Annotated in this window: 22 protein-coding genes and 1 pseudogene; 14 read left to right on the forward strand and 9 right to left on the reverse strand. The window is 70.2% G+C overall.

Annotation, left to right across the window (positions count from 1 at the left end):
* Positions 1-18: 18 nt before the first annotated feature.
* Complete coding sequence (locus ACSMXO_RS24835) at positions 19-951, reverse strand: AraC family transcriptional regulator (protein ID WP_455413981.1); 933 nt, start codon at positions 949-951, stop codon at positions 19-21.
* A gap of 78 nt (positions 952-1,029) precedes the next feature.
* On the opposite strand from ACSMXO_RS24835, the gene ACSMXO_RS24840 reads away from it, so the two are divergent.
* Both ACSMXO_RS24840 and ACSMXO_RS24845 read left to right on the forward strand, forming a co-directional pair.
* Complete coding sequence (locus ACSMXO_RS24840; protein WP_455413982.1) at positions 1,030-1,701, forward strand: NADPH-dependent F420 reductase; 672 nt, start codon at positions 1,030-1,032, stop codon at positions 1,699-1,701.
* Between the two features lie 2 nt (positions 1,702-1,703).
* Complete coding sequence (locus tag ACSMXO_RS24845; RefSeq protein ID WP_455413983.1) at positions 1,704-2,648, forward strand: quinone oxidoreductase family protein; 945 nt, start codon at positions 1,704-1,706, stop codon at positions 2,646-2,648.
* Positions 2,649-2,742: 94 nt separating this feature from the next.
* Here ACSMXO_RS24845 and ACSMXO_RS24850 read toward each other — a convergent pair whose 3' ends face one another.
* Positions 2,743-2,934 carry a hypothetical protein gene (locus tag ACSMXO_RS24850; protein WP_455413984.1) on the reverse strand — a complete coding sequence of 64 codons (192 nt, stop codon included), beginning with the start codon at positions 2,932-2,934 and terminating at the stop codon, positions 2,743-2,745.
* Positions 2,935-2,953: 19 nt separating this feature from the next.
* Between ACSMXO_RS24850 and ACSMXO_RS24855 the strand changes: the two genes are divergently transcribed.
* From ACSMXO_RS24855 to ACSMXO_RS24870, 4 genes and pseudogenes are all read left to right on the forward strand, one after another.
* Positions 2,954-3,520, forward strand: coding sequence for a hypothetical protein (locus ACSMXO_RS24855; protein ID WP_455413985.1), 567 nt, complete (start codon positions 2,954-2,956; stop codon positions 3,518-3,520).
* A gap of 364 nt (positions 3,521-3,884) precedes the next feature.
* A complete protein-coding gene (locus ACSMXO_RS24860) occupies positions 3,885-4,250 on the forward strand; it encodes a cyclic-phosphate processing receiver domain-containing protein (protein ID WP_455413986.1) in 366 nt (121 codons plus the stop codon).
* Between the two features lie 77 nt (positions 4,251-4,327).
* Positions 4,328-4,968: pseudogene (locus tag ACSMXO_RS24865) on the forward strand (DUF6000 family protein).
* Positions 4,969-5,010: 42 nt separating this feature from the next.
* Complete coding sequence (locus tag ACSMXO_RS24870; protein ID WP_455413987.1) at positions 5,011-5,373, forward strand: hypothetical protein; 363 nt, start codon at positions 5,011-5,013, stop codon at positions 5,371-5,373.
* 1,224 nt (positions 5,374-6,597) lie between these two features.
* Here the strand turns inward: ACSMXO_RS24870 and ACSMXO_RS24875 are convergent.
* From ACSMXO_RS24875 to ACSMXO_RS24895, 5 genes are all read right to left on the reverse strand, one after another.
* A complete protein-coding gene (locus tag ACSMXO_RS24875) occupies positions 6,598-7,059 on the reverse strand; it encodes a DUF6924 domain-containing protein (protein ID WP_346263090.1) in 462 nt (153 codons plus the stop codon).
* A gap of 467 nt (positions 7,060-7,526) precedes the next feature.
* Positions 7,527-8,057, reverse strand: coding sequence for a pyridoxamine 5'-phosphate oxidase family protein (locus tag ACSMXO_RS24880; protein ID WP_455413988.1), 531 nt, complete (start codon positions 8,055-8,057; stop codon positions 7,527-7,529).
* A 349-nt stretch (positions 8,058-8,406) separates the two neighbouring features.
* Positions 8,407-9,336 carry a hypothetical protein gene (locus ACSMXO_RS24885; protein ID WP_346263092.1) on the reverse strand — a complete coding sequence of 310 codons (930 nt, stop codon included), beginning with the start codon at positions 9,334-9,336 and terminating at the stop codon, positions 8,407-8,409.
* A gap of 199 nt (positions 9,337-9,535) precedes the next feature.
* Positions 9,536-9,766, reverse strand: coding sequence for a hypothetical protein (locus ACSMXO_RS24890; protein WP_455413989.1), 231 nt, complete (start codon positions 9,764-9,766; stop codon positions 9,536-9,538).
* A 210-nt stretch (positions 9,767-9,976) separates the two neighbouring features.
* The gene (locus tag ACSMXO_RS24895) at positions 9,977-10,273 is read right to left on the reverse strand and encodes a transposase (RefSeq protein WP_455413990.1); all 297 of its coding nucleotides are present in this window, start codon (positions 10,271-10,273) and stop codon (positions 9,977-9,979) included.
* Positions 10,274-10,578: 305 nt separating this feature from the next.
* Between ACSMXO_RS24895 and ACSMXO_RS24900 the strand changes: the two genes are divergently transcribed.
* On the forward strand, positions 10,579-11,016 hold the full coding sequence (locus tag ACSMXO_RS24900) for a DUF2330 domain-containing protein (protein ID WP_455413991.1): 438 nt from the start codon (positions 10,579-10,581) through the stop codon (positions 11,014-11,016).
* Positions 11,017-11,315: 299 nt separating this feature from the next.
* Positions 11,316-11,870: a hypothetical protein gene (locus tag ACSMXO_RS24905; protein ID WP_455413992.1), complete on the forward strand. Its 555-nt coding sequence runs from the start codon at positions 11,316-11,318 to the stop codon at positions 11,868-11,870.
* 153 nt (positions 11,871-12,023) lie between these two features.
* Here ACSMXO_RS24905 and ACSMXO_RS24910 read toward each other — a convergent pair whose 3' ends face one another.
* On the reverse strand, positions 12,024-13,316 hold the full coding sequence (locus tag ACSMXO_RS24910) for a COG1470 family protein (RefSeq protein WP_346262932.1): 1,293 nt from the start codon (positions 13,314-13,316) through the stop codon (positions 12,024-12,026).
* Between the two features lie 203 nt (positions 13,317-13,519).
* Between ACSMXO_RS24910 and ACSMXO_RS24915 the strand changes: the two genes are divergently transcribed.
* From ACSMXO_RS24915 to ACSMXO_RS24940, 6 genes are all read left to right on the forward strand, one after another.
* Positions 13,520-14,143, forward strand: a complete 624-nt coding sequence (locus ACSMXO_RS24915) for a helix-turn-helix transcriptional regulator (protein WP_346262933.1) — start codon at positions 13,520-13,522, stop codon at positions 14,141-14,143.
* A gap of 157 nt (positions 14,144-14,300) precedes the next feature.
* On the forward strand, positions 14,301-17,333 hold the full coding sequence (locus ACSMXO_RS24920) for a hypothetical protein (RefSeq protein WP_455413993.1): 3,033 nt from the start codon (positions 14,301-14,303) through the stop codon (positions 17,331-17,333).
* Positions 17,334-17,353: 20 nt separating this feature from the next.
* Positions 17,354-18,058 (forward strand): DUF4255 domain-containing protein, encoded by a 705-nt coding sequence (locus tag ACSMXO_RS24925; RefSeq protein ID WP_455413994.1) that lies wholly within the window; start codon positions 17,354-17,356, stop codon positions 18,056-18,058.
* Positions 18,055-20,205 (forward strand): ATP-binding protein, encoded by a 2,151-nt coding sequence (locus tag ACSMXO_RS24930; RefSeq protein WP_455413995.1) that lies wholly within the window; start codon positions 18,055-18,057, stop codon positions 20,203-20,205. The genes ACSMXO_RS24925 and ACSMXO_RS24930 overlap by 4 nt, the downstream gene beginning before the upstream one ends.
* 16 nt (positions 20,206-20,221) lie before the next feature.
* Positions 20,222-22,003, forward strand: a complete 1,782-nt coding sequence (locus ACSMXO_RS24935; protein WP_455413996.1) for an eCIS core domain-containing protein — start codon at positions 20,222-20,224, stop codon at positions 22,001-22,003.
* Between the two features lie 125 nt (positions 22,004-22,128).
* Positions 22,129-23,949 (forward strand): eCIS core domain-containing protein, encoded by a 1,821-nt coding sequence (locus ACSMXO_RS24940; RefSeq protein ID WP_455413997.1) that lies wholly within the window; start codon positions 22,129-22,131, stop codon positions 23,947-23,949.
* Positions 23,950-23,989: 40 nt separating this feature from the next.
* Here the strand turns inward: ACSMXO_RS24940 and ACSMXO_RS24945 are convergent, their stop codons facing one another.
* Positions 23,990-24,934 (reverse strand): alpha/beta hydrolase, encoded by a 945-nt coding sequence (locus ACSMXO_RS24945; RefSeq protein WP_346262939.1) that lies wholly within the window; start codon positions 24,932-24,934, stop codon positions 23,990-23,992.
* Positions 24,935-24,965 lie beyond the last annotated feature (31 nt).

The raw sequence follows: 24,965 nt of genomic DNA on the forward strand, positions 1-24,965 counted from the left end.
GCAACCGCGCCAAACCGCCTATCTGGTGCTCGCTGTGGTTCCGCTTGCCGTGGAACGGGCGTAACGCCGGGGCGGTATACCCATGACGCGCTTGAAGGCGGTGTTGAAGGCGTGCTCGGACACGTAGCCGAGAGAACTCGCGATCCGGGCGATGGTGTCGTCGCTGTGCCGGAGTTTCTCGCCGGCGAGCATCATGCGCCAACGGGTCAGGTAGGCGATCGGTGTCTCGCCGGCGCGGGCGCGGAAGCGCTCGGCGAAGGTGGTGCGGGACATGCCGACGAGCGCGGCAAGCTCCTGCACGGTCCACGGGTGGGCAGGGTCGGCGTGCACCGCGGCAAGGGCCGCGCTCATCTGCGGGTCCGCGAGGGCGGCGAACCAACCGATCTCGTCGCCGGAGCGGATGGACAGGTACAGGCGCAGGGCCTGGACCAGCATCATGTGGGCCAGGTGCTGGGCCATCAGGTCCGAGCCCGGCCGCGCCTCGCGGAACTCCTCCATCATCAGGTCGATGGACCAGCGCAGCCGGGTGCGGTCGCCGAGGGTCTCGACCAGCATGAGCGGTGGCAGGGTGCGCAGGAGCACCTCGGCGTGCGGGCTGGCGACCTCGAAGCGGCTGCCGACCAGGTAGACGTCCCCGCCGCCGTTGTAGGTGACGACCTGGCCGCTGCGGTCGGGATCGAGCACGTCCGACGCTCGCGCCGGTTCGACGTCCGGGTCGCTGCCGATGACGGCCGTGCGGCCGGTGGGCAGCACGAAGCACGTACCCTCCCGGACCCGCACCGGTTCGCCGCCTTCGAGCGTCAGCCAGCAGGAGCCCCGGACGACGGCGTAGCACTTGATCCGGCCGGCCAGGTCGTCGAGCTCGAGCGCCCAGGGGCCACCGGCGTCGAACCCGGCCGTGAGGTAGCTGCGCGGCTTCAGCAGTGAGAGCACCTCGCTCAGCGGGTCCATCAGGCCTCCGGACGATCGCGAACAAAACGCGTTCTTCTAAGCATAGGTCGTTCGCTCTGATCCGTTTAGATTCGGATCATGACAACGATCGGCTTCATCGGTAGTGGAAGGATCGGCAGTGCACTCGCGCAACTGGCCGTCGGCGCCGGACATGACGTCGTCCTGAGCAACGACAAAGGGCCGGAGTCCTTGCGGGACCTCGTCGCACAGCTGGGATCGCGGGCTCGCGCGGCGACTCCGGCCGAGGCCGCGGCCGCGGGTGACGTCGTCGTGGTGACCATCCCCGTGCGGGCCTACCGCCAGGTGCCGGCCGAGCCGTTGCGCGGCAAGGTCGTCATCGACACGCTCAACTACGACCCGGCCCGCCAGGGCAGCGTCCCGGAGATCGAGAACGGTGACACTCCGTCCCATCTGCTGCTTCAGACGCACCTGAAGGACTCGTCCGTCGTCAAGGCGTTCAGCACCGTGTACTTCAAGCACCTGCCCGAGCTGGCCCGCCCGGCCGGAGCGCCCGACCGCAGTGCGGTGCCCATCGCGGGTGACGACGCCGCGGCCAAGACCGTGGTCGCCGGCCTGATCGACTCACTCGGTTATGACACCTACGACGTGGGCCTGCTCGCCGAAAGCCGTCGCTTCGCGCCCGGCACCCCGGCGCAGCTCGCGTACCTGGACCCGGACGGCATGTTCACCGCCCCCGGGCGCCCAGCGGGCGTCGCCGAGCTCGCCGCCCTTCTCGACGAGGTGAAGTGACGATGAAAGCAGCTGTGGTCACCGCGTTCGGCACCGCGCCGCGGTACCTGGAGCTCGACGAGCCACAGCCGGCGGAGGAGCACGAAATCGTGGTCGACGTGCTGGCGGCCGGATTACACCCCCGCGTTCGCATGCAGGCCGTCGGGTCGCACTACACCAGTTCGCGCGACAGCCTGCCCGTCGTGCCGGGCATCGACGGTGTGGGGCGTGGCAGCGACGGCAGGCTCTGGTACTTCATGTCTCTCGGCGGCCGGTACGGTTCGCTTGCCGAACGCGCGGTGATCGACACCCGGCGTGCCTTCGTCCTGCCCGACGGCTCGGATCCGGTGCCGGTGGCCGCGACGCTGAACTGCGCGATCGCGTCCTGGCTCGCGCTCACGCGGCGGATCACCTTCGAGCGCGGGCAGAACGTCCTGGTCCTCGGCGCCACCGGCGGCACCGGGCGGATGGCGGTGCAGGTGTGCCGGCTGCTCGGCGCCGGTCAGGTGATCGCCGCCGGGCGCGACCCCGAGCGCCTCGCCGCGATCCCCCGCGCCACCGCGACCGCCCTGACCGGCGACCCGGAGACGATCGGACGGCTCGGTGCCGAGGTCGACGTGGTGCTCGACTTCCTTTGGGGTGAACCGGCCGAGACCGCGATGGCCGCCTTGGTCGCCGGACGCACCGACCTCCTCCGGCCGCTGACGTGGGTCAACCTCGGCGAGATGGCCGGCGCGCAGGCCACGCTGCCTGCCGGAGTGCTCCGGTCGTCCCGGCTGCAGCTCGTCGGCAGCGGACAGGGATCGCTGACCGCCGCCGAGATGGCGGCCGAGATCCCCACCGTGGCCGCGGAGATCGCGCGTGGCACGTTCGCCGTGGAGCCCGACCCCATCGCGCTCAGCGACGTCGAACGCGCCTGGTCGCGGCCGGTCGACAGCAGCAAGCGCATCGTGTTCACACCGAACTGAACGGCTACCGGCGCACGCGCAGACCGTCGAACGCCACCGCCACCACCACCATGTCGGCGAACTCCGCCGCGCCGAGACCGCCCTGCGGCCGGTATCACTCGATGACCGAGTTGACCATGCCGAACAGCAGCTGGGTCGTCACGCCGGGGGCGATGTCCGCGCGGAGGTCACCCTCGGCGGCCGCTTCGGCGACGAGGACGGTGGTGATCTGGTCGAACTCGCGGCGGCGGGCGAGGGCGTCCCGTTCGGTCTTGCTATTGCCGTGCACGCGCAGGAGGAGCGTCACGAACGGGGTTGAGTAGCCGATGCGCAGCGACGGCAAATCCAGGCAACACGCGAGCGACGTTCCCGGCAACGCATATATGGCCTCCCCGGAAGCCGCCATCGAGGCGCAACGAGACCAGTTGACAGCTCTGGTCGAGCGGGCGCGGATCGAGGTCGTGGGTGGGAGCCCGGACGGCCGCATCAAGGGTGTCCGGATTTGTGCGGGCAGCCCCGAAGAACCGCTGTCCACCAGGGCGACGGACCTGGTGGCACAAGCGTTTGGCTATCTCCCGGCCGTGTACCGGCTGCTATCGGGCATGGTTCACGGTCTGCCGTGGGGCATCGCCGACAGCGCTACGTTCTCGGGGCGGGAAGCCCGGTGGGAGCCGAATCCGGTAGAAGCAGCCGGTTCGGTACTCGTCGCGATGACTGCGGCCGAGCGGGTTGCCGCGACGCTCGCACGCTACCGAGGCTCCCGCGACCATGTGCTCGTCGGGCGAATGCAGGCTCGGATCCGCTCGTGCGACGAGGCGATGGTGCAGTTCGGCCGTGTCCACGGCGTCCTGGCCGGGGTCCGGCCGACCACTACCCGCTTCCTCACCCCGTGATCCGGTCGCCGGACAAGCCAGGCCGGCTGCGACGGCTGCGGACCTCCAGGACCGCCGCAGCCAGCGACGCGCCTCAGACAAGCGTCCGGACAACCTGCCCTGACACGCATCTCGGCGCGAGCGCTGAGACGCGGCGACCCCAAGGTACAAGGCCTACTCGTGTCGGCGTACGGGTTCCAATGCAGAGCCAGGTACGCCAGACGTACACAGGCGCCGGGATGTTTGCACTTCGGCTCCGTCGTCGGCCAGCCAGCCCGGTAGCCCACATCGGCCGCTCACGCTAAGTTACTAACAGAGTCCGGTCGGCGCGCGGATCGCGGCAAATCCGGATGTCGGATCATGACCGTCCAGGCATCATCATCGTGTGAACGCCGCCCCCCGAACGATCGTCCTGGTGGATGACCTCCGTTCGTTCGTGGATGGCCGTAGCGCCGAGGTGGCCCGGACCAGCGCCGCTGGAGTTGAACTCCTCGGTCGGTACCGGGACCGGCGCTTGGACGAGCTGTGGTTGGACCACGACCTTGGCGGGGACGACGCGATCTGGCCGGTCGTGGAGGTCCTGGAACGGGCGGCCTTCGACGAGCGTCCCTTTGACGTCGGCGTCATCAATGTCCACTCCGCCAACCCGGCCGGCGCTGCGAAGATCGCTCTGGTCTTACGGCACTGGGGGTATCGCGTCCGCATCGCGTCGGGCTCCACGGAGGTCGGCTATCTCGACGGCACGGCGTGAGCTGACCGGCTCGAACGCGCCGACCGACGGCTGTCACACTCGGACGGCGGCAGATCCGGATATGCACGGCGGCAGCGATGGCGCGTCGAGCCAGGGAGGATGTTGCCGTGGACTACCTGCCGCCGATACCGGATCCAGCTGACGGCACCATCCGCCGCTACGTCATCGTCGCATCAGAGCCGCGATGCCCCCGCTATCTGGACCTTCTGCACGGCAATCTCGGCGGACAGGACGCACCGAAGAACGTCTCGACTGTCGACGCCCTGCGCCAGGATGCTCGCCGTATCAGCGATGAGGAACTTGTCTTCCTGCTCCAACCCGGCAGAATGCCGAACTGGCGACCGCGGTTGGTGGCTGCCTACCTCATCGGGATCGGCAGACGTACCCGGTTTCGGGAAACCATCGGTGACCTGCTGCTTGCCAGCGAGGCTGCTTCAGCGGCCAGGCCTACTGCTTCGCCCTCGCCGCCTTCGGCGACCACCAGGACGCCGAGATCCTGATCGCCTACCTCGACCGCTATCTACCTAGACTCGATCTTCGCTACGACCAGCGCTGGGCGCTGGGCGCCCTACAGCACGTCGACCTTCGGCTCGGCACGAACCACGCTGACCGCTACCTCGCCCCGGACGGCCTGTGGGAACGCTGGGCGGGCGCTGTCTCCGGCCAGCCAAACGTCGACACCTACCGAGACTTGATCAGCAACCTGTGCAGGGTGTGAGTCGGCGTCGGTGAGCCGCAGCCGCGGGAGGATGATGTGGGGGTGGACAGGTCAAACGACGAGGCGCAACTGGGTGAGGTGGACTGGTTCTCCGTGCGGTGTGTCTTCCGCGTCGGGTCCAGTCCGACGGGTCAGGCGTACGAGGAGAGACTGACACTGTGGCGGGCGGAGACTTTCGACCAGGCGGTTGCGCTGGCAGAAGCGGAGGCACTCGGGTACGCGGCTGAGCAGCCTGACACGGTCTTCGCGGGGCTCGCCCAGGCATACCGGATGTTCGACGAACCGGGACACGGAGCGGAAGTCTTCTCACTGATCAGGGACAGTGGCCTGGACCCGCAGGCATACCTGACGGCTTTCTTCGATACCGGTCGAGAGAGACAAGGAGACCTCTCTCCCGGTATCTGAGGAGCGCGCCACCCTGAGCAAGCTTGCTGTCCATGCCGCGCACGGGACTTTCAGCAGTTACGGCTCTCGACCGATATGGAAGGCAGTCACGTGGTGTGGCGGCTCCCATCGGGTGGCCGCGCACGGACGGCGGCATGAGCGGATGTTGATCGCAACCCGACACTGGCTTGGCGTCACCGACCAGAGCCTGGCCTGCAGACAGCAACGGTGGCGTAGCAAGTTTGGCCCTTCGCGAACAGCGTCGCGACGCCGGCTTTTGACAGCTGACCTTACGATCTTGGCGTGTCTCGTACCCGCCGCTCATTAACCCGCATGCGGATCGTATTCACCCTCGGACTCCTACTGGGTCTAGGTATCACCACAGGACTCGTCTCGTCGACTCTGAGCGATATGAGGGGATCCGACGTTCTTGCTGAGATCGTAAAGGTCGAGCATCGCGGATCAAAAACCTTCCTGACCGTCCGCTTCAGAGCGAGTGGCGGCGAGCAGTGTGAGTCGAACTTTCGATCGTCCACGGACCGACCGGCACTCGGCGCGCGCGACCACATCCGGATCCGCCATCCGACCGGCAATCCTTGCGTCAACGTTCACGAAACGAGCGAGCCGAACTCGTGGATGCCGGTCGTCCTCGGGACGTTGCTCACCATCGGGATGGCAGTAGGTGCCTACTTGGCGTGGCGCCCGCCCACCACCCCGCCTTCCCGGTATGCCGACATGCCGTAGCGGGGCCGGAGCGCAGTTAGTCCTTCAATCCACACGCCTCGGTACCACCGGGCGGCAACCGGACTTGCTCGACACGACATCGCGTAGCGCGGCATTGCAGGATCTCCAAAAGGGCGGCACGGACCCGTCGGATCGCGTCGTCGTCCACATCGAGGGCAGGCGGCAGTCGCGCGGGAAGCTGAGGGTCGCGACGGCCGGTGTGTCAAATTCGAGGGAGAGGTCGTGGCCGATGAGGGCCCAGGCGCCTAGCCCTCTGGCGACCGACCCGGCGCTGTTGACCACCTGTCCACCCAGCGTCGTAGCGCAGCCGGATCAGCAAAGGTGGACACCTGCCGCGCCAAGGATCAGTGTGAGCGTCATCGGTCTGCCGCCGGTCCGCTCGGTCGACGCGGAGCGGCGTGTGATCCACGTCGCAACCGTGCAGTGGCGTCGACCGCTCACGCGATAGAGATACGGCGGTGCACGCACGCAATGCGGCAGATGTGGGCACCAGGTTGTGTGTTACTCGAAGCCGCGGAAGATGCCGTCGCTGTCCACGTTGTCGGCGAACTCTTCCCAGTCCATGTTCGAGATCGTGAGGTTGTTCTGAATCGACCACATCTCGGACGGTACGACTCGGAACGTGGCACCGTACTGCGGCCCCTTGCCCTGGTCCTCCAGATCTTCCGTGTAGTCGTAGAGGTTGACCACCAGAATCGGCCGGTCAGGGTGAGTCAGCGCCTTCGTGTCGACGAGGAAGGCGACGGCATGATGCACGTCTGCGGGCGCCATCTCCAGGAGCTGCGACGGCGTGATCCCCTCGTACGCACGATCATCGACGAACGTAACGAACGCGGTGAACCCCTCGTCCGTCTGTGGTTCAGCGATCGCTGCCTGAATCTCTATCCATTCCTGCGGATGAGCAAAATCGGTACGGATGACCATGGAAACGTCGGAGCCCTGGTGCCACATGCGCTCATCCACGCACGCAAGGATAGGCCAAACTGACAGCATCGAACGCACTCTCATCGGCTGACTCGAAAATGTTGAGTGGGTGGGCAGGCGGCAGCACTTGACCGCCCCCGCTCCTTCATGGATGACACAGAGGGGAGCCAGTTCCGGACGTTGACAGGCACGGGGGCGGGCCACGGGGCGTGGCGGCTGCCATCTGGGTGGTTCGTGGGTGGCTGCGCTGCGACGGCGCGACCCTGCCGGCGCAGTGATCGATGGTGATGATGGTGTGCTGTACTGCCAGGCATGAGGCAGCGGGCAGGTTGGTCATCGGTGTGGTGGTGCTGCTCATCGGGGTAGGCGGTCTGGCCGGCTGGTGGTGGTGGCGTAGCCTGCCGCCGTACGGGCCGGAGGTGCTGGCGGCGACAGCCCTGCTAGGCGGTAACGAGACCTCTGACGGAACGGGCCTTGGACGCGCATCGGTTGGCCCGTGCTGTGGATCAGGGCTGGGACGCCATGGTGAGCTTTGCGATGTCTGGGGCATAGACGGTCATCCAGTGCGGATGCAGCCGGTAGTAGACCACGTCGTTGTCCCAGTCGAAGAGGTCGTCGCCGTAGAAGTCCTTCAAGTACGCAAGCACGTCCGGCCAGTCCCTGGCCTGGTCGCCGTTCTGGGGGTTGAGGATCTCCACCTTGCCGTGCGTGAAGACGCCGAGGTCCTCACCGCGCATATGTGCGGCGCTGACGGCGGGCCGCGCCGAGAGGTGGCGCGCCTTGGCCGCGTCGCGCGCCGTGCCGAAGTACCACTTGCCTCGCAGGAAGTGCCCGTCCACACCGCTGATCCGCGGCTCACCCTTCGCCGTCACGCTGGACAGAGCGAGGGTGCACATGCCGGTGAGGACCTGGGTGAGCTGCTCCGCGTTCAGTGTTCGCGCGGTGTTGATGATCGAGCGGAGGTGGGAGGTGGAGCGGGCGAGGGAGGCGTCAAGGAGGGCCTGGAGCTCTTCGAGATCTTCTGGAGTTTCGCGCATGGAGGTCCTTGTCTTTCCGCATCTATCTGTGCCGCGGTCCGCGCCCATCACCGGCGCCGACCGATGAACCTATGCTCCACCCAAAACCTGACACCTTGCGTCATATTTCTTCAACTGGCTTGCGGACGCCAGCGGGCCGCGCGGCAGCCGGCGTGAGAGGCCGGCGGCGCGACGTGACGGCTCCCGGCTGGCGACACGCGCGCTGCGGCATGTGAGGATGGCCGGGAGTCGTGCGCGGGTCCGGTCGTGACGAACCGAAGAGCTGCTGATGAGCGTGGACGTCCGGCAGCGCAAGAGGCTCAGCTCCGCCCGATAACGCGGCTGCTGAATAACGACCTTCCAGCCGTTCTCAGTCGGTCGTCCAACCGACTGAGCGCTGCCAGTCGGTTCCGGGTAGTTCGGCAAGTCGCTGTGCCGGTACCCGTCGAAGGGTGACCTGCGGTGCCAGCAGTGCGAGGCTCGGCATTTGTGGGTCAGGTCGTATGTGCATTTCAAACCCTTTCTCCGCCAAGCAATAGACCAGGCCCCCGTCGCTGGACACGAGTCGATCGTCCGCGCGCCCCCAGCAGGACACCCTTCCGGAGGTCGGGTAGCCAGCGCCTGCCGTCCTCTGGACGAGCACGGTGACCGTGCGGCCGGGCCTGGTTGGTCGATCGGAGAGCTCGAGGAAGAGGTCCGGATGGCCCGGCTGGCCGGGATACGCGTACGTCAGTTCGAAGCCGGGGATCTCCGGAACGACCAGCGGCACGCCGAGAGCGCGAAAATCGTCGACTCGCCACCGCAGTTGACTGGCTCGCTCGATGCCGACGACGGCGACGAACATGGCCGCCACGGCGAGCACAGCGCCCACTCGGGCCAGGCCAGGCAGCCGGCGACGAGTAGCCAACGCCAATGCGAGGTGCACACACAACGTAAACACGGCCCAGAAGCCGGTGGTTTCCCACCGGTCGCGTACCGGCCCGCCGATGGCCACCCCAACCGGGATCAGGACTACCAGCAGGATCGGCACCAGGGCATGCGTCAGATAGGCTCCAAGTCCCCTCCGTCGCATCACCAACATCCATAGCAGCGGTGACAACGCGGCGATGACACATACGGCGCAGAGTGCCACGGCGAGGGAGATGAACATCGGACCTATTGACATGGTCCAGTCCTGGTCTGCCGTCCACAGCCCGACAGCCAACACGGCCGCGACCGAGACGGCCCCACATGCCAACGCGTGGAGCGTCACGATCCGCATGGGCGGAACGTCGGCGCCGTCGCCGCTGAGGTCCGTCATGTCTTTGCCACCCTCATTCTGAGTGCTCAGCCATCCCGTACTAGAACGCTGTTCGATAGCGGCGGGCAGGAACCAGCCGCCGTGACGAGGTAGATCGAACCCGTCAGCGGCCCCTCTACACGGCTCGGTTAAAGACTGGACCACGGTCCGGTGAGGTCCATAGTCTGCAACAGGTCCTCGCCAGGCGCTCTCCGTACGATCAGGTGGTTGTCGTCGTACCGGTCAAGGACGACCTCGCCGCCGCCGAACTCCCCCCGGGTACCGTTCCATCGGCGAGGTCCACGATCCGGGCCAGTCCGGCCCGCGAGTGGGTCCACATCGCGGCGCGGTGTCCGTCCCATGCCATCGGCAACCACGCCGAGCGCAGCAGCCGGGGCCACGCCACCGCCACGTACGCCTGGGAGTCGGGCACTGCCTCTGTCTCGTCCACTATCCCCCCACCCGTCAATCAGGGCGGCACCCGGAAGTGGTTGCCACGCTTGTCGAACAGGCTCTTTACATCGAGTAGCGGGAGGGATACCACCGCCCCGGCTCTCGCCGATCTGGGCGTGACAGTCTCCCGTCACCCGACTCTGGTCACCCTGAGCACCGCCGCACATGGCACGGCCCCTCCGCCACCGCCGGGCCGGTGTTCCCCGGATCAGCTCAAGATCGGATATCCGCACATCGGCAGATCCGGAAGCGAGCGGCTCGCGACACTCGGGGAGATCCGCCACGCACGGTTATCATCGGGGACACCTCGCGAGTTCCGATGGTCGGCAAGGTGGTCGATCACTGGAGATGGGCTGACGTGCCCTGGGGCCTGCGCTTCGAGCCGTACCTGGCTCAGGCCGCGCTTCATCCACCGCCAGACGCCCTCGGCCGGGCTGAGGTCCGGGGCGTAGGACGGCAGGCGGATCACGGTCAGCCATGGCCGGGCGGCGATCAGGGTGTGCATGCGGCGGCGCGTCCCCCACCCTCACGCAGGACCCGCTATCGTCGTGGCAGGCTGTAGTATCTGCGCATGCGCACTCAAAAGTGCGCACCGGTGTCGATTGTGGGGGTTCAAGTCCCCCTCGGACACGTTATTTCCACACGAAGCGTGATGGTTCTTCGTCTTGTGCCTGATCCCCGTCCCGTTGGTCGGGGATCTTCGCTGACGTGGCGAAGAAGCTCCCCGAAGGGGTGAGCGGGTAGATCGCGGTCTCGGCTTCGATGGTCCATGCGCGGTGGTCACACCAATGATCATGCGGACTACCGCCGATGCGGCTGGAGTTCGAGACCGACGCACCGGTCTATCCGATGCGACTGTCGGCCACGGCCGAGGGCAGTCAGCCGCTGCGCCTGTACGTGCTGGCGGATCGCCGGATGGATACCAGCAATCCGGCGCCGAAGGGCAACGCGCCCGATCTGACGTTCGCGGGCGAGGTGAAGCCGGACCCGCAGTACCCGAGGCTATCCGCGGCGTTGCTCGGCCCGCGTTTCCTGACTCGCTACGACGGGAAGTTCAGACCGACGCAGATCACCGACGACATCCGCTTCACCCGCTCCGCGACCGACGAGCCCCACCGCGCGGTCGTGATCGTCAGGGAATACGTCCACTCGCCGTGGCCGATGCCCGCAGTGCCGCTGATCCTGCTGGGCCTGGCGCTGGTCGCTGGCGCCGTCGTGGTCGTACACCGCTGGTCGGCCAGGACCTGACGGTGTACACCGCCGCGGCAACGGCGTCGGTCCGGATCGCGTCTGCCCGCCGATCAAGGGACTCAACGACGCAGGTTGGGTTGTCAGCCCTTGTTACGATCTTGGCCGTGAACCCCGAACCCGCACCACCGGGCCGGATCCAGCCCGCCCACGGGTGGCCAGCCGACCAGCGATTCACCGGAAGGACTCCCGCCGGGTTCGGTTCGCACGGATTCGCCCCGGCCGGGGCGCCATCGACCGGTTCCGCCCGGTGGGCGGGAGCTTGGACGGCGGGCAAGTCGGCGAGAAGGACGGCGCTGGTGGTGCTGCTCGGCCTGGCTTTCATCGGGCTGAACACCGCCATCGCGTACGCCACCGTCGGGTCGAGGGTCATTTCGATCGTGACGGGACTCGCCTTCTGTCTGGTCTTCATGGTCGTCGTACGTGTCCTACACCGGGCGATGTGGCTGTCCCTGCTCTCGTTCCTTCCCGCCCTGTTCGTACTCGTGGGATCGGTGGGACTCGCCCCCGACCTGGCGCTGGAGAAGCGCGGCGTCCGCCAGGAGGTAACCATCGTCGACGCCGAGGTCGCCGGTAAGCGGCACACGTTCACGCTCCGGGGCGACGATGGTCCGCTCGACGAGCCACTGACCTATCAGGGCAGCAACCCCGGCTACCAAATCGGCGACACCCTGACCGTACTCACCGACCCGGACGGGGTGATCGCGCTCGAGGAGGCCGATCGGGTCGATTCCGGCGGTACCCTGGGGTCGCTGGTCCTCGGTGGCATCGGCTGGACTGTCATCGCACTGCTCGCGGGATGGCGTGGGCACGTCCGCCGTCGGGAAGGCCGGTTCGACACCCTGGTGATATAGCGCGCCGATCCAGCACGAGCGAATGAGCCGCTCCGCGTTGATGCCGAGTTCGGCATTACACACCCTTCTCGTCCGGCGATCGTCCGCAACGATGCCACGTCGGCGCCGCTGACGCGACGCACCAGCGCCGCGACCGTCGGCCGGTACGCCTCGTCAGGAGCCCGTCCCGGCGGACCGTGCGAGGGTGCCGTTGAGGTAGAGCCCTTCCTGGCAGGTCCTCGGCGCGGGAGCGCCTACCGGGGTGCCTGGTTGCCGGCAGACGACGGTGAGGGTCACCCGGGCCCCGGCCGGCACCCTGATCGGGGTGACCGAGTGGTAGTCCTGGTTACGGAAGTTCTCCAGCCCGTAGGTGACCACCCGGACGTCGTCGGCGGTCACGGTCAGGGTCCCGGTGTCTCCCTGCGGGTTGTCGACCAGGAAATCCGTAATCAGGAGCACCCGGTTGCGGGGCACGGTGTAGCTGCGCGACGCCGACCCGCCGGGGTTGGTCCGCAGCACCAGCGCGGTGGCGAACTGTCCGCTCCCGCTGGCACCGTCGTTACTGCCGGCGGTCCCCGGCGGCGTCGTCGGTGCGGCGGGGGCCACGGTGCGTTCCTGTTCGATGGCGTCTCGCGCCGCCGCGCCGGCAGCCTCGCTCGCCGCCTCCTCCGCCTCGGTCGCGACCCGCGCCACGCCCTCGTCGACGGCCTCCCGGGCGGCGGACGTCACCGCCGGACGCAGCAGCCCGAACCAGAGGGCGAGCAGAAGCAGCAGCAAGGCCAGCAGCAAGGCCAGCAGTTTGAGCAGCCAGGCGGAGAGAACAGGCTGCTGCACCAGTGTGCCGTCCAGGGTGACGGCCCGGCCCGTCGTATCGCTCAGCACGGCCCGGAACGGCAGGTGTCTTGGGGTGCCCCGCCAGAGCAGCCGCCGGGCCCGTACGCCGAGGACGGCCGCGTACCGTTCGCCCGCCGCCAGGGTCGTCGTCCTCGGTCGGGGCGCGAAGCGTAGCTGTTCGGCACCATCGACGGCGGTGACGGTCAGCGTCTCCTCGACATTGCCGCCGTTGACTCCGGCGAGGCGGTAGCGGGCGCCGAGTCGCGCCCGGCGCACCTGCGGCCGTAGTTCCCCGGTCACCTCGGAGAACGGCGCGATGGTCAGCACGGCTTCCTCGACCGTGGCGGTCTGCGGCGCCTCGGAGGGCACCACCCGGACGCCGTACGGCAGCTCCCCGGCGCGGACCTCGGAGGACCGGGGCGGCCGGACGGTGAGCGTGACGGTCTGGCTCGCGCCGGGATAGAGGGAGACCCTCGGTGGGTCGAACGTCGCCCAGGTGCTCGGCATGCCGACCACGTCGAGGTCGTACCCCTCGACGACGTCACCCGAGTTCCGGACCGTCACCGGGATTTCGACGCTCTCGCCCGGCACGACCACCGCCGGAGTCTCCACCAGGCCCAACGAGATGCTCATGTCCCCGACCGTAGGCGCGGCGGGAGCGGCCGGGACCGGCCGCCGGGGTACCGGCGCGGGCAGAACCGCTGCCCGTTAGGTCCGCGTTAGGTGCCCGCGAAGTCCCGTCCGGCACCCTCTGCCGTATCGCCGTGCACCGGCGCGGCGGCACCGTCCGGACCGGACGCCCCGACAGGGGCGTCGAGCTGTGCTGGGAGGTTGTTGTGCACCGTGTCACGGTAAGCGTCCACGCGGAGGACCCGATTTCTCGGCTGGGAGTGGAGAGTCAGCTCCGTTCCCGGCCGGACCTGTGGGTGGTCGAGCCGGGCCAGGAGACATCCGAGAGTGTCGCGCTGGTCGTCATCGACGCCCTCGACGAGTCGGCCGCCCGGCTGCTACGCCGACTACACCGGGCCGGCCGGGCCAAACTGGTGCTGGTGCCGGCCAGGATCGACGATGCCGGGTTGTCTCTCGCAGTGGAGCACGGCGTGGTGGGAGTGGTCCGGCGCGCCGAGGCGAGCGCGGAACGGCTCAGCCACATCGTCCTGGCCGTCGCCCGTGGCGAGGGCGCGCTCCCCGCCGACCTGCTCGGTCGGCTCATGGCCCAGGTGGGCCGGCTCCAGCGGCAGATACTCGAACCGCGCGGCCTCACCCTGCTCGGGTTGAGCACCCGCGAGGTGGACGTGCTGCGGCTGGTCGCGGACGGGCTCGACACCCGGGAGATCGCCAGCAAGCTCTCCTACTCCGAGCGGACTGTGAAGAACGTACTGCACGGCGTCACCAGCCGGCTGCAACTGCGCAACCGGGCGCACGCCGTGGCGTACGCCCTGCGCAACGGGTTGATCTGACCACCGGGGCGGTCCCGCCGCAGGCGGGTTGCCTGAACGGGCCGGCACCGTTGCCCCCGACGGTGCCTTCCGGTCCGCACCGGCCGGCCGGAGACCGCCGGACGATGGTGGCTGGCCGCCGGTCACCTCCATCCATCGCACGCCCGTTGAGGTCCACTTGCGACGTTCAATCGGAATCCCCGCCGTACTGGCCGTACTGCTCGTCGGTGCGCTGCCGCCCACCGCCGGGTTCGTCGGCCAGGGCCGGGCCGCGCCCGTGCCAGCCCCGACGGCAGCGCCCGGCCCGGGGCCGAACCCCGAGGTGAGCCAGCGGATCGCGTACGCCGGCACCGGGCACCGCAGCCTCGGGATCGTCCGGGGCGAGGGACCGGCAGCGACCGCGGCCCCGCTCAACGAGTCCGGACCCGACCATTTCGATGACGAGATCTCGGCCCGCGGGTCGGCGACGACCTGGGTGAGTCGACGCGACGAGCGCACCACCGAGGTGTACCTGCGCCGAGGCACCGGCCCGGTGCGCCGGGTCACCCGGAACTCGACCGACGAGTGCCGGCCGGTGCTCTCCCCGGACGGCACTCGGATCGCGTACAGCTCGGCCGCCGGCCGGGACGACGGCGGGCAGGACATCTATGTGGTCGACGTCGACGGCGGCAACACCCGACGGGTGACCGACGGGACCGGCGACAACACCTGGCCGACCTGGTCGCCGGATGGTCGCACGCTGGCCTTCGCGGGGCGACGCGGCACCGACACCCTCCCCCAGATCTACCGGGTGGCCGTCGGCGGCGGCCCGGTCACCCGGGTCACCGCCGAACCCACCGGGGCCACCGAGCCGGCCTGGGACCCGAACCCGACCCACGCACGCATCGCCTACACCGTCGGGCCGGCCGGCCCGCATCCCGAGGTGTGGCTGATCGCGCCGGACGGCACCGGCCGGGTGCGGATGCTGCTGCCCGGCTGGCAGGCCCGGCAGCCGGCGTGGACGGCCGACGGGGCGACCGTGGCGTTCGTGAGCCGTACCTTGCCGGACGGCGAGACGACCGGGAACGTCGACCGGATCTACTCGGTGCTGGTCCGGGACGATCCGTGCGAGTGCGTGGTGGTGCCACGGCTCGCCGAGGACCGCGACGTCAGCCACCCCACCTGGTACGCCGCCCCGGGCGCCGACACCGAATCGCTGCTGGTCGCCCGGACCAGCGCCCCGGACCGGACCACCGCCACCCTGCAGGACATCCGTCCGGACGGGGTGGATCCCCGCGACCTGCGCGTGCCGGTGCTGCGCGAGGATCCCGGGGCGGCCACCGACTCCCGACTGCTCTGGGAGCCGGTCGACGGCGATCCGTGGTTCGAGCGGCAGGCGTACTCGCCGGACGGGCAGCGGATCGCGGTCAGCCGGTTCGAGACGGTCGACGGCGTCCGGACCGAACGGATCTGGATCGCGGACGCCGACGGCGGCCGGCCACGGCTGCTGCCGGTCGTCGGGCGGGGGCGCGGTGACCGGGAGACGGACCCGGCCTGGTCGCCGGACGGCACCCGGCTCGCCCTGGTCCGCAACTCGCCCGGGAACGGGTCCGGGGCGCCGCGCACCCCGTCCCGGATCGAGGTGGTCGACGTCGACACCGGGCGGCGTCTGCTGGAGCTGCCGGTCCCGGACGCCCTGGCCGGACTCGACGACACCCAGCCGGCCTGGTCGCCCGACGGCAGCCGGCTCGCCTTCACCCGGGGCACCTACCGGGGCGACGTGTCGACGCACATCTGGACCGCCAACGCTGCGGACGGACTCGACCAGACGGACCTGACCGCGGCGATCTGCGGCAGCGGGTGCCCGGTCGTCGACGACAGCGCCGCCTTCTCCCCGGACGGCACCCGGCTGGTCTTCAACCGGGAAGCCGACGGCCTGGTCCTGGTCGACCTGGACGACAACCGGTGCCGGCTGCTGCTGCCCGGCGGCGGATCCTGCGCCGTTGCGGTGCCGGACCGCGAGGACGGTCCGCACCAGCCGCGGGACGTCGCCTGGTCGCCAGACGGCGAGCAGCTCGCCTTCTCGGCGCGACGGGCCGAGGACAACAACTCGCCCGAGGCGCTGTGGAGCTATGACCTCGGTGACGGCAGCGTCCGGCCGCTGACCGGGCACCTGCCGGGACGGCAGAAGGAACCGAGTTGGCAACGCCGCTTCGACATCGCCACCGCCGTGTCGGCACCCGCGCCTGGCACCACGGTGGGCGGTCGGACCACGCTGCGGCTCGCTGTCACCGACCAGGGGCCGACCGCGGCCGACGACGTCCGGGGCAGCCTCGACGTGCCACCCGGGCTCTCCGTGACCGGCCTCGACACCCCGGTCGGCGAGTGTGTACTCGCCACCCTGAGCTGCGCGTTGGGCCGCCTTGGCGTGGGACGCACCGTCGAGATCGGGGTCGACCTGGTGGGCACCGCCCCGGGCGACTTCGAACTGACCTGGTCGGTCGAGGCCGACCCGATCGACACGGACCCGTCGGACAACCGCGCGGCGACCACGGTCCGGGTGGTCCCCGCGTCGCCGGGCAGCCCGGCCGACCCGGCGTTGGCTCTCTCCCTCGACCCGCAGCCGGGGTACGTCGGCGGTACCGTCACCATCAGGTACACGGTGCGCAACGCCGGTGGGACGACCGCGACCGGTCTGCGGGTCCGGCCGGCTCTGCCCGGCGGGGTACCGGTCGGCGGGGCCCTGGCCAACTGCCCGGCCGACGGCTGCCCGGTGCCGGACCTCGCCCCGGGAGCCGCCGCCACCGTCGCCGGCGTGCTCTCCCCGGGCGCGGCACTGCGCACCACCGTCCGGGGCACCGTCAGCACCACCGGCGGCAACGCCGACCCGGACAACGACACCGCGCGCGGACCGCTGCGGGTGCTCGCCCCACGGATCGTGGCGGTGCCGCCGATCGGGCCGCCCGGGTTCGTCGCCTCGATCCGGGGCGTGGACTTCCCGCCCGGGCGGCCGGTGCGGCTCTCCTGGGACCTCGGGATCACCGCCGCCGCCCCGCCGGTACGCCCGGCGGCCGACGGCAGCTTCACCGCCCAGTTGCCGGTGCTGCCGAAGGACCGGCTGGGCGGCCGGCAGGCGGTGGCCACCGGCGCCGGATTCCGTCCGGCGCGCACACCGTTCCTGGTGGTGCTGCCGGCCCAGCAACCACCCGGACTGCTACACCGGCGTTGGTGACGAGAAATGGGGACGGACGCGTGATACACGAGATCGACGAGGGACTGCGCGGTCTGGTCGTGGACGAGATGCTGGCGGACACCGGGGTGGACGTGTCGTTCGACCCGCCCACCCGGCAGTGGGCGACCCGGCGCAATGCACCGACGGTGAACCTGTTCCTCTACGACATCCGGGAGGACCGGTCACGGCACTTCCAGGGTCGGGTCGCTGAGCGGGACGCCAGCGACCGCACGGTGGCCTGGCACGACGCGCCGCATTTCTTCGCGCTGTCCTACCTGGTCACCGCGTGGACCAATCGACCCACCGACGAGCACCGGCTGCTCGCCGCGCTGCTGGCCGGTCTGGTCCGGTACGACGAACTGCCGGCCGCACGGCTGACCGGCTCGCTGGCGGCGCTGCGCTTGGCGGTGCCGATGGCGGTCGCCGCACCACCCGGCGAGGGGCGGGCGCTGGCCGACGTGTGGACCGCGCTCGGTGGAGAACTCAAACCCTCGTTGGACCTGGTGGTCGTCGCACCGGTGTCGACCCGCCGGATCGTGGCCGCGCCGCCGGTCCGGGAACGGATTGTCCTGGTCGGCGACACCGCCGGGCGCCTGGCGCGCCTTCGCAGCCACACCGCCGCGCCGCGCCGCGGGGACGACGGCCGGGACGGGGCGGAGCGGGTCGAGGCCGGTTCGCGACCCGAGCCGGACGGCCGGCAGCGGAACCACCGGAACGACCGGTGAGCGGCGTGGACGGCATCGGGTACCTGTGGGACCGGCTCGGGCTGGTCGCGACCCGGGTCGCTCGACTGGTCGCCGATCGGCGCCGGGACGACTCCCGGCCGGACGACCCGTTCCGGGGTCTGTATCTCTCCGCGGACGACGCCGACCGCCTGGTGGCCCGGTCCCCCGGATCGGGGCCGGTGGATCCCGCCGAGCAGCGGGCGCGGGCGGCGGCGGAGGAGCGGGCGGACCGGGCGGCCGAGGTCGGAACCGAGCCCCGGCTCCGGCGACTGGCCGACGCCTTCGGACTCACCGGCCTGGACGTGGAGGTGTTGCTCGTCGCGCTGCTTCCCGACGTCGAAGCCCGGTACGAGCGGCTCTACGGCTACCTCAACGACGACGTCAGCCGGCGCCGGGCGACCGTGGGGCTGGCCCTGGAACTGTGCGGGGCGACGCCGGGCGACGCCGTCGGCCGGTCCCGGTTCACCGGATCGGCGCCGCTGGTCGCCGGCGGGCTGTTGATGGTCGAGCAGCCGGACCAGCCGTACCTGTCCCGCTCGTTGCGGGTGCCCGACCGGGTCGCCGCGCACCTGCTCGGCGACGACACGCCGGACCCCCGGCTGGTCGGGGTGGCCTGGCCGACGGAGGACCATGCCGCCGCCAGACCGCCCGGCGAGGTGTCCGACGGATCGGAGCGGGCCCGGATCGCCGAGCGGCTCGGCGACGCGCTGCGCTCCGGGGTGAGCCTGGGCTACCTGCGGGAGCGTCCCGGCAGCGCAGCCGACGATCTGGCCGTCGCGGCGCTGGTCCGGGCCGGCCGGTCCGTGCTACGGCTCGACCTGGACGCGCTGGCCGCCGACCCTGCCCCCGCGGAGTTGCTGGCCGCAGCGGTACGGGAGGCCCGGCTGCGCGGTGCCGGCCTGGTCGCCGGCCCGATCCAGGCACTCGACCCGGTCGGCAGGCCGGAGCACGCCCGGCTGCTGCGCCGACTCGCCGACCAGCCGGTGCCGGTCCTGCTCACCGGATCGAACGAGTGGGATCCACACTGGACACAACGGGCACCGCTGCTGGTCACCGCCCCGCCACTGGACGAGCAGGGCCGGGCCAGGCTGTGGCGGGCTGCCGGTGGGACCCAGGACGCGGACCGCCCCGCCTGTTGGGCCGACGGCGTGGACCCGGCGCGCGAGTTGGCGCCGTACCTGCTCGGCGCCGACCAGATACGCCGGGCCGCGCAGGCCGCCGACCAGCTCGCCCTCCTCGCCGGCGCCGACCAGGTCGACGCCGACCACCTGCACGCCGGGGTACGCGGGCAGAACGCCGGCGGCCTGGCCCGGCTGGCGCGACGTATCGAACCCGGTGTCGGCTGGATCGACCTGGTGCTCCCCGATCCGGTGCACGACCAACTCCAGGAGCTGGCGCTCCGGGTGCGGTACCGGGACCGGGTGCTGGGCCGGTGGCGGATGCGCCCCGGCGGCGGGCGGGGCCGGGGCGTACTGGCGCTGTTCGCCGGCGACTCCGGCACCGGCAAGACCATGTCGGCGGAGGTGGTCGCCGCCGACCTCGGCCTGGACCTGTACGTCGTGGACCTCTCCACCGTGGTGGACAAGTACGTCGGCCAGACGGAGAAGAACCTGGAGCGGATCTTCACCGAGGCGGCCGGGGTCAACGGCCTGCTCCTGTTCGACGAGGCGGACGCGATCTTCGGCAAGCGGTCCGAGGTCAAGGACGCCCACGACCGCTACGCCAACCTGGAGAGCGCCTACCTGCTGCAACGGATGGAGTCCTTCGACGGCGTCGCGGTGCTGACCACGAACCTGCGGGCCAACCTGGACGAGGCGTTCACCCGGCGACTCGACCTGATCGTCGACTTCGCGATGCCGGACGTGGCGCAGCGGCGCGCGCTCTGGGACCGCTGTCTCGGCACCGAACTGCCCCGCGACGATGACCTGGACCTGGACTTCTGTGCCCGCAACTTCGAGCTGTCCGGCGGCAGCATCCGGGCCTGCGTGGTCACCGCGGCTTACCTGGCGGCGGAGGCGGGTCGACCGGTACGGATGGCGGACCTGATCGGCGCGGTGCAGCGGGAGTACCGCAAGCTCGGCCGGTTGCTCCTGGAGAGCGAGTTCGGCGAGCACCGACCGCGCGGAGAGCCCGCGCGGGTCCACTGAGCACGGGAGGACAGCCATGCGCGCCCACGACCCACCGGACCGCGACGTCCGGCCCCGCCCCGCCCAACCGGGCCGCGCCGCCCAACCGGCCCGGCCGAACGCCGGCCGCGCCGCGCTCACCGATCCGACGGCCGCGATACTCACCCTGCAACGCCGAGCGGGCAACGCCGCGGTCGCCCGAGCGATACAGGGGTCGACGGCGCACCAGGTGCTCCGCGCCGCCGGCAGCCCGTTGCCGGAACCGGTACGTCACGACATGGAAGCCCGCCTCGGCGCCGACTTCTCCGACGTACGACTGCACACCGACGCCCTGGCCCAACGCTCCGCCACAGAGCTCGGTGCCCGCGCCTACACCTCCGGCCACCACATCGTCGCCGGGGCCGGTGGCATCGACCGACACACCCTCGCCCACGAGCTCACCCACGTCATCCAACAACGCGGCGGCCCCGTCCCCGGAACCGACAACGGCCACGGCCTGTCGGTGTCCGACCCGGGCGACGCCTTCGAACGCGCCGCGGAGGCCAACGCGACCCGGGCCCTGGCCGCGCCCAGACCAGAGGCCACGCCCAGACCAGAGGCGGCGCCCAGGCCAGAGGCCGGAGCCGAGAACCGGACCGCGAGTTCTGGAGGCGCGGGGCCGACCGCACACACACCGGTCCAACGCTGGGCGTGGATCAAGGACGATCTGATCACACCGGACGACACCAGCGTCGTCAAGAACGACGACATGCGGAGTAGGGCCACCGAGCAACTGGTGCACGTCTACGAAGACGAGAAGGAGTTCCGCGACCACGCGGCCGACCGGACGGACCACATCGGCAACCTGCCGCCTGGCGCGCCCAGCGCCGACACCTGGGTGCGCTTTCCCACCACGGGCACCAACGTGCTCGGCGAGCAACACGACCACGTCACGCTCGATCACGTCCTGACGGCGGTCGGGTCGAGAAGTTTCACCTACGAGGGATTCGCGTTCGACAAGATACCCTCGGGCTCGGCGCTGAAGACGGCGTACAAGGATGCCAACCAGTCCCGCTTCAACGATTTCGGGATCGCCGGCGAGAAGAAGAAGTCCCGGTTCGGCGCCGAGTCGCTGTACCCGAAGATGGGCTACCTGATGACCGAGGTGCTGCCGTCTCTCAAGAAACAGGAGACCGCCGGACTCCGGCAGGGCTCGCACACCGGGCAGATGGGCCAGCGCGGTGTCAAGATGGCCTGGGCCTATGCTCGCGACGCCACGGAGTCGAGGTCGACGCTCGTCTCGAACGTTTTCAAGGGGGTCTTCCCGACGAAGGGGGAACTGGAGGCCCGGGAGAAGCTGGCTGAGGCGTTCAAGGCGGATGAACGGACGCTCGACGGGTTCATCACCAACCTTTCGACCAATGGCTATCTGGGTACCTCTCTGCAAGCCCTCGGCGCCCAGGAGCGAGCAGCCGTGTTCGCCGCACTGACGCGGTTCTCCGAAGCGTTTATCGAGGCGATGTTCCTCCAGGTCAGCACCGACAAGAACCTGGACAAGAATGAGCATGCGACCCTGCAGGGCGCCCGTGAGCAAAACGTCACCTATCGAGGAATCTTCCTCGAGGCGCGCGATATGCATTTCGGGCACGCCGCGCGGGACGCGATGAAGAAGGGCGTCCGCTATATCGGGATGGGCTCGCTACACCTCGAGGAGTTGATCGAGCGCGGACACGTTGCGAGGGACCGGGCGTTCGACATGACGCCGGACGGCAAGCACCTCAACGAGGCCGAGGACCTGACCAGGGACCGTACCGCCAAGGCCCAGGCCGCCGGTCTGTAGTGAACCTTTTTCAACCTCCCCTTGCGGTCCGGCGGACCGCAAGGTCGGACGCGGTGCGTGAGCGCCGCGCGGTCCAGGTTGAAAAAGGTTCAGTGAACGGGTCCAATGACCACAGGAGAACGGCCATGCGCGCGCACGATCCAGCGTCCCGCGACGTCCGGGCCCACCCCGCCCAGCCGAACCGGCCAGCGAACGGCCCCGCTGCGCCGACCGGTTCGGCGGCCGCGATACTCGCCCTGCAACGCCAAGCCGGCAACGCCGCGGTGAACGAGGCGATACAGCGGCTGCGTACCGAGATCGAGCCAGGTCAGGAAGACGGCCACCACGAACCCGACAGCGGTCTCCAGCCCGGACCGGAGCCGGTACAGCGGTCGGCGGTGCACGAGGTGCTGCGCTCGGCCGGTACCCCACTGGCCGAGCCGGTACGGCGGGACATGGAGGCCCGACTCGGCGCGGACTTCTCCGACGTACGACTGCACACCGGCGCCCTCGCCCAGCGTTCGGCGGCCGAGGTCGACGCCCGCGCGTACACCTCGGGCAGCCACGTGGTGATCGGCCAGGGCGGGGCCGACCGGCACACCCTGGCCCACGAACTCACGCACGTCATCCAACAGCGCTCCGGCCCGGTCGCCGGCAGCGAGGACGGTCACGGCCTGCGAATCTCCGATCCGGGCGATGCGTTCGAACGGGCCGCCGAGGCGAACGCGCGGCAGGCCCTCGGTCAGCGACCGGCGCGGCCGGAAACCCACGAGACGGCCGAACCGGCCGGGCCGCCGTCGGGTACCCCAGCGGTCCAACGGGTGATGGTGACAACCCACGACGAGCTGCACAGCGAACCGCCTGGCCCGTCGATCACGCTCCGCGGCCCGGGCCAGCCGGGCACCGCTCACCAGGTGGGCGATCAACAGACCTGGGACATGCTGAGCCTCGCTCACCGGGCTTCCACCGGGCGGACGCCGGGCACCAATCAACCGATCGACCTCGACACCGACCTCACCTCGCTGATCGAGATGAGCCCGGAGACGGCGACCGGGCAACAGCTCGGCCGTTCCCTGGGTAGCGTGGCGGAGCAGGCGGGTATTCCGCGTACGGTCGGCTCCCGCCGACGCGACAACGCCGAGATGATGGAACTACTGGGCCGCGAGGATCCGGCGACCCGCCCGTACTGGGAGGCTCAGGCCGCGCGGGACCAACAGCTCGCCCACGACGCGGTGGCCCGGGCCGGGCGGTACCAGCAGGAGGACGGCGCCCAGGACGCGCAGGCCACCAGGAACGAGACGGCCATGCTGCTGGACGGGATCTCGGCGCCCGCAGACGTCGCCGCCGGCCTGCTCCTGCTCGGCAGGGACGGTCTGGTCGTCGGCGGGTCGCACACGGCGGAGGCGTTCTTCCCCTGGGCCACGGACAACATGGCGAAGCTGTACACGCACGGGGTGCGGACCCTCTACCTCGAGGCGTTCCGGGAGGACGCGCACCAACGCCTGGTCGACGATTACCTGAGCAGCGGCACGATGAGTCCGCAACTGGCCAACTTCTGCAAGACCTACCAGTCGAAGTGGGACCTCGTCCCGTTCCTGGCGGCGGCCCGCGCCACGGGTATGCGGATCAAGGGCATCGCCAGCCGCCCGGCGCGCCGGGCCGGAGCCAGCATGGAGGAACAGCAACACCGGCGCGCGGTCATGATGAACACGTACGGCGAGCAGGTGATCCGGTGGGACCGGGCGATGTTGGGCGGGGGAGGCAATCCGTCCAACGACCCTGGAAAGTACCTGGTGCAGGTCGGCGCGGCGCACGCCCGTACGCACACCAACACCGCGCCGAACCCGGTCGAGGTGGAGGAAGTGCGGCTACCCAACCAGTTCCCGGGCATCAACGAACTGCTCAACGTCCCCGCCGTGCGCCTCGAAGACCGTACCGACGGCGACCGGTCGTTCCACCCCATCTGACCCGAGCACGGCCTGCGGACGTGCGCCGTGGGTCGGCGGGTCAGGCCAACCGCAGTGCCCGCTTGAGGAAGATGACCGCCTGGGTGATGGCCGCCTCGGCCGCCTCGGTGCCGCGCAGCGCGTCGAGCATCACGAAGTCGTGGACGATGCCCTGGTACCGGGTCGCCGAGACCGGGACCCCGGCCGCCCGCAGCCGGTGGGCGTACGCCTCGCCCTCGTCGCGGAGCACGTCGGCCTCGGCCGTGATCACGAGTGCCGGAGGCAGCCCGGCGAGCTGCCCGAGATCCGCCCGCAGCGGCGAGGCGGTCACCTCGGCCCGGACCGCCTCGTCCGGCGCGTACTGGTCCCAGTACCAGCGCATCGCGTCGCGGCGCAGATGGAAGCCCTCGGCAAAGGTCCGGTACGACGGGGTCTCGAACCGCGCGTCGGTGACCGGGTAGAAGAGCACCTGCCCGACCGGTCTCGGGCCGGCGTGCCGCTTCGCCAGCAGGGTCACCGCGGCGGCCAGGTTGGCGCCCACCGAGTCGCCGGCCACGGCCACCAGTTGGCCGTCGAGGTCCGCCGCCCCGGACCCGGCGAGCCAGCACAGCACCGCGTAGCACTCCTGCACCGCCAGCGGATAACGCGCCTCGGGCGAGAGGCTGTAGTGCGGAAAGACCACCGCCGCGCCGGTGCCGACGGCCAGCTCCCGGATCAGCCGGTCGTGAGTGCGGCAGTCGCCGAAGACCCAACCGGCGCCGTGCAGGTAGAGGACCACCGGCAACCGGCCGATGGCGCCCGCCGGCCGGACGATCCGGATCGGCACCGCACGGGCCGGATCCGCACGTACCGTCCGGTCCTCCAGATCCGCGTCGGGCCTGGCGAGGTTCCCGGACTGGAGTTCGGCGAGGAACCGCCGGCCCCGCTCCGGGCCCAACTGGTGCAGGTACGGCGGGCTCGCGGTCGCCTCGACGAACCGCCGGGCGGCGGGCTCCAGCACGATCATCCGAGCACTCCGGGAATCCGGGCCGCGAGCG

This window comes from Plantactinospora sp. DSM 117369 (assembly GCF_053764795.1).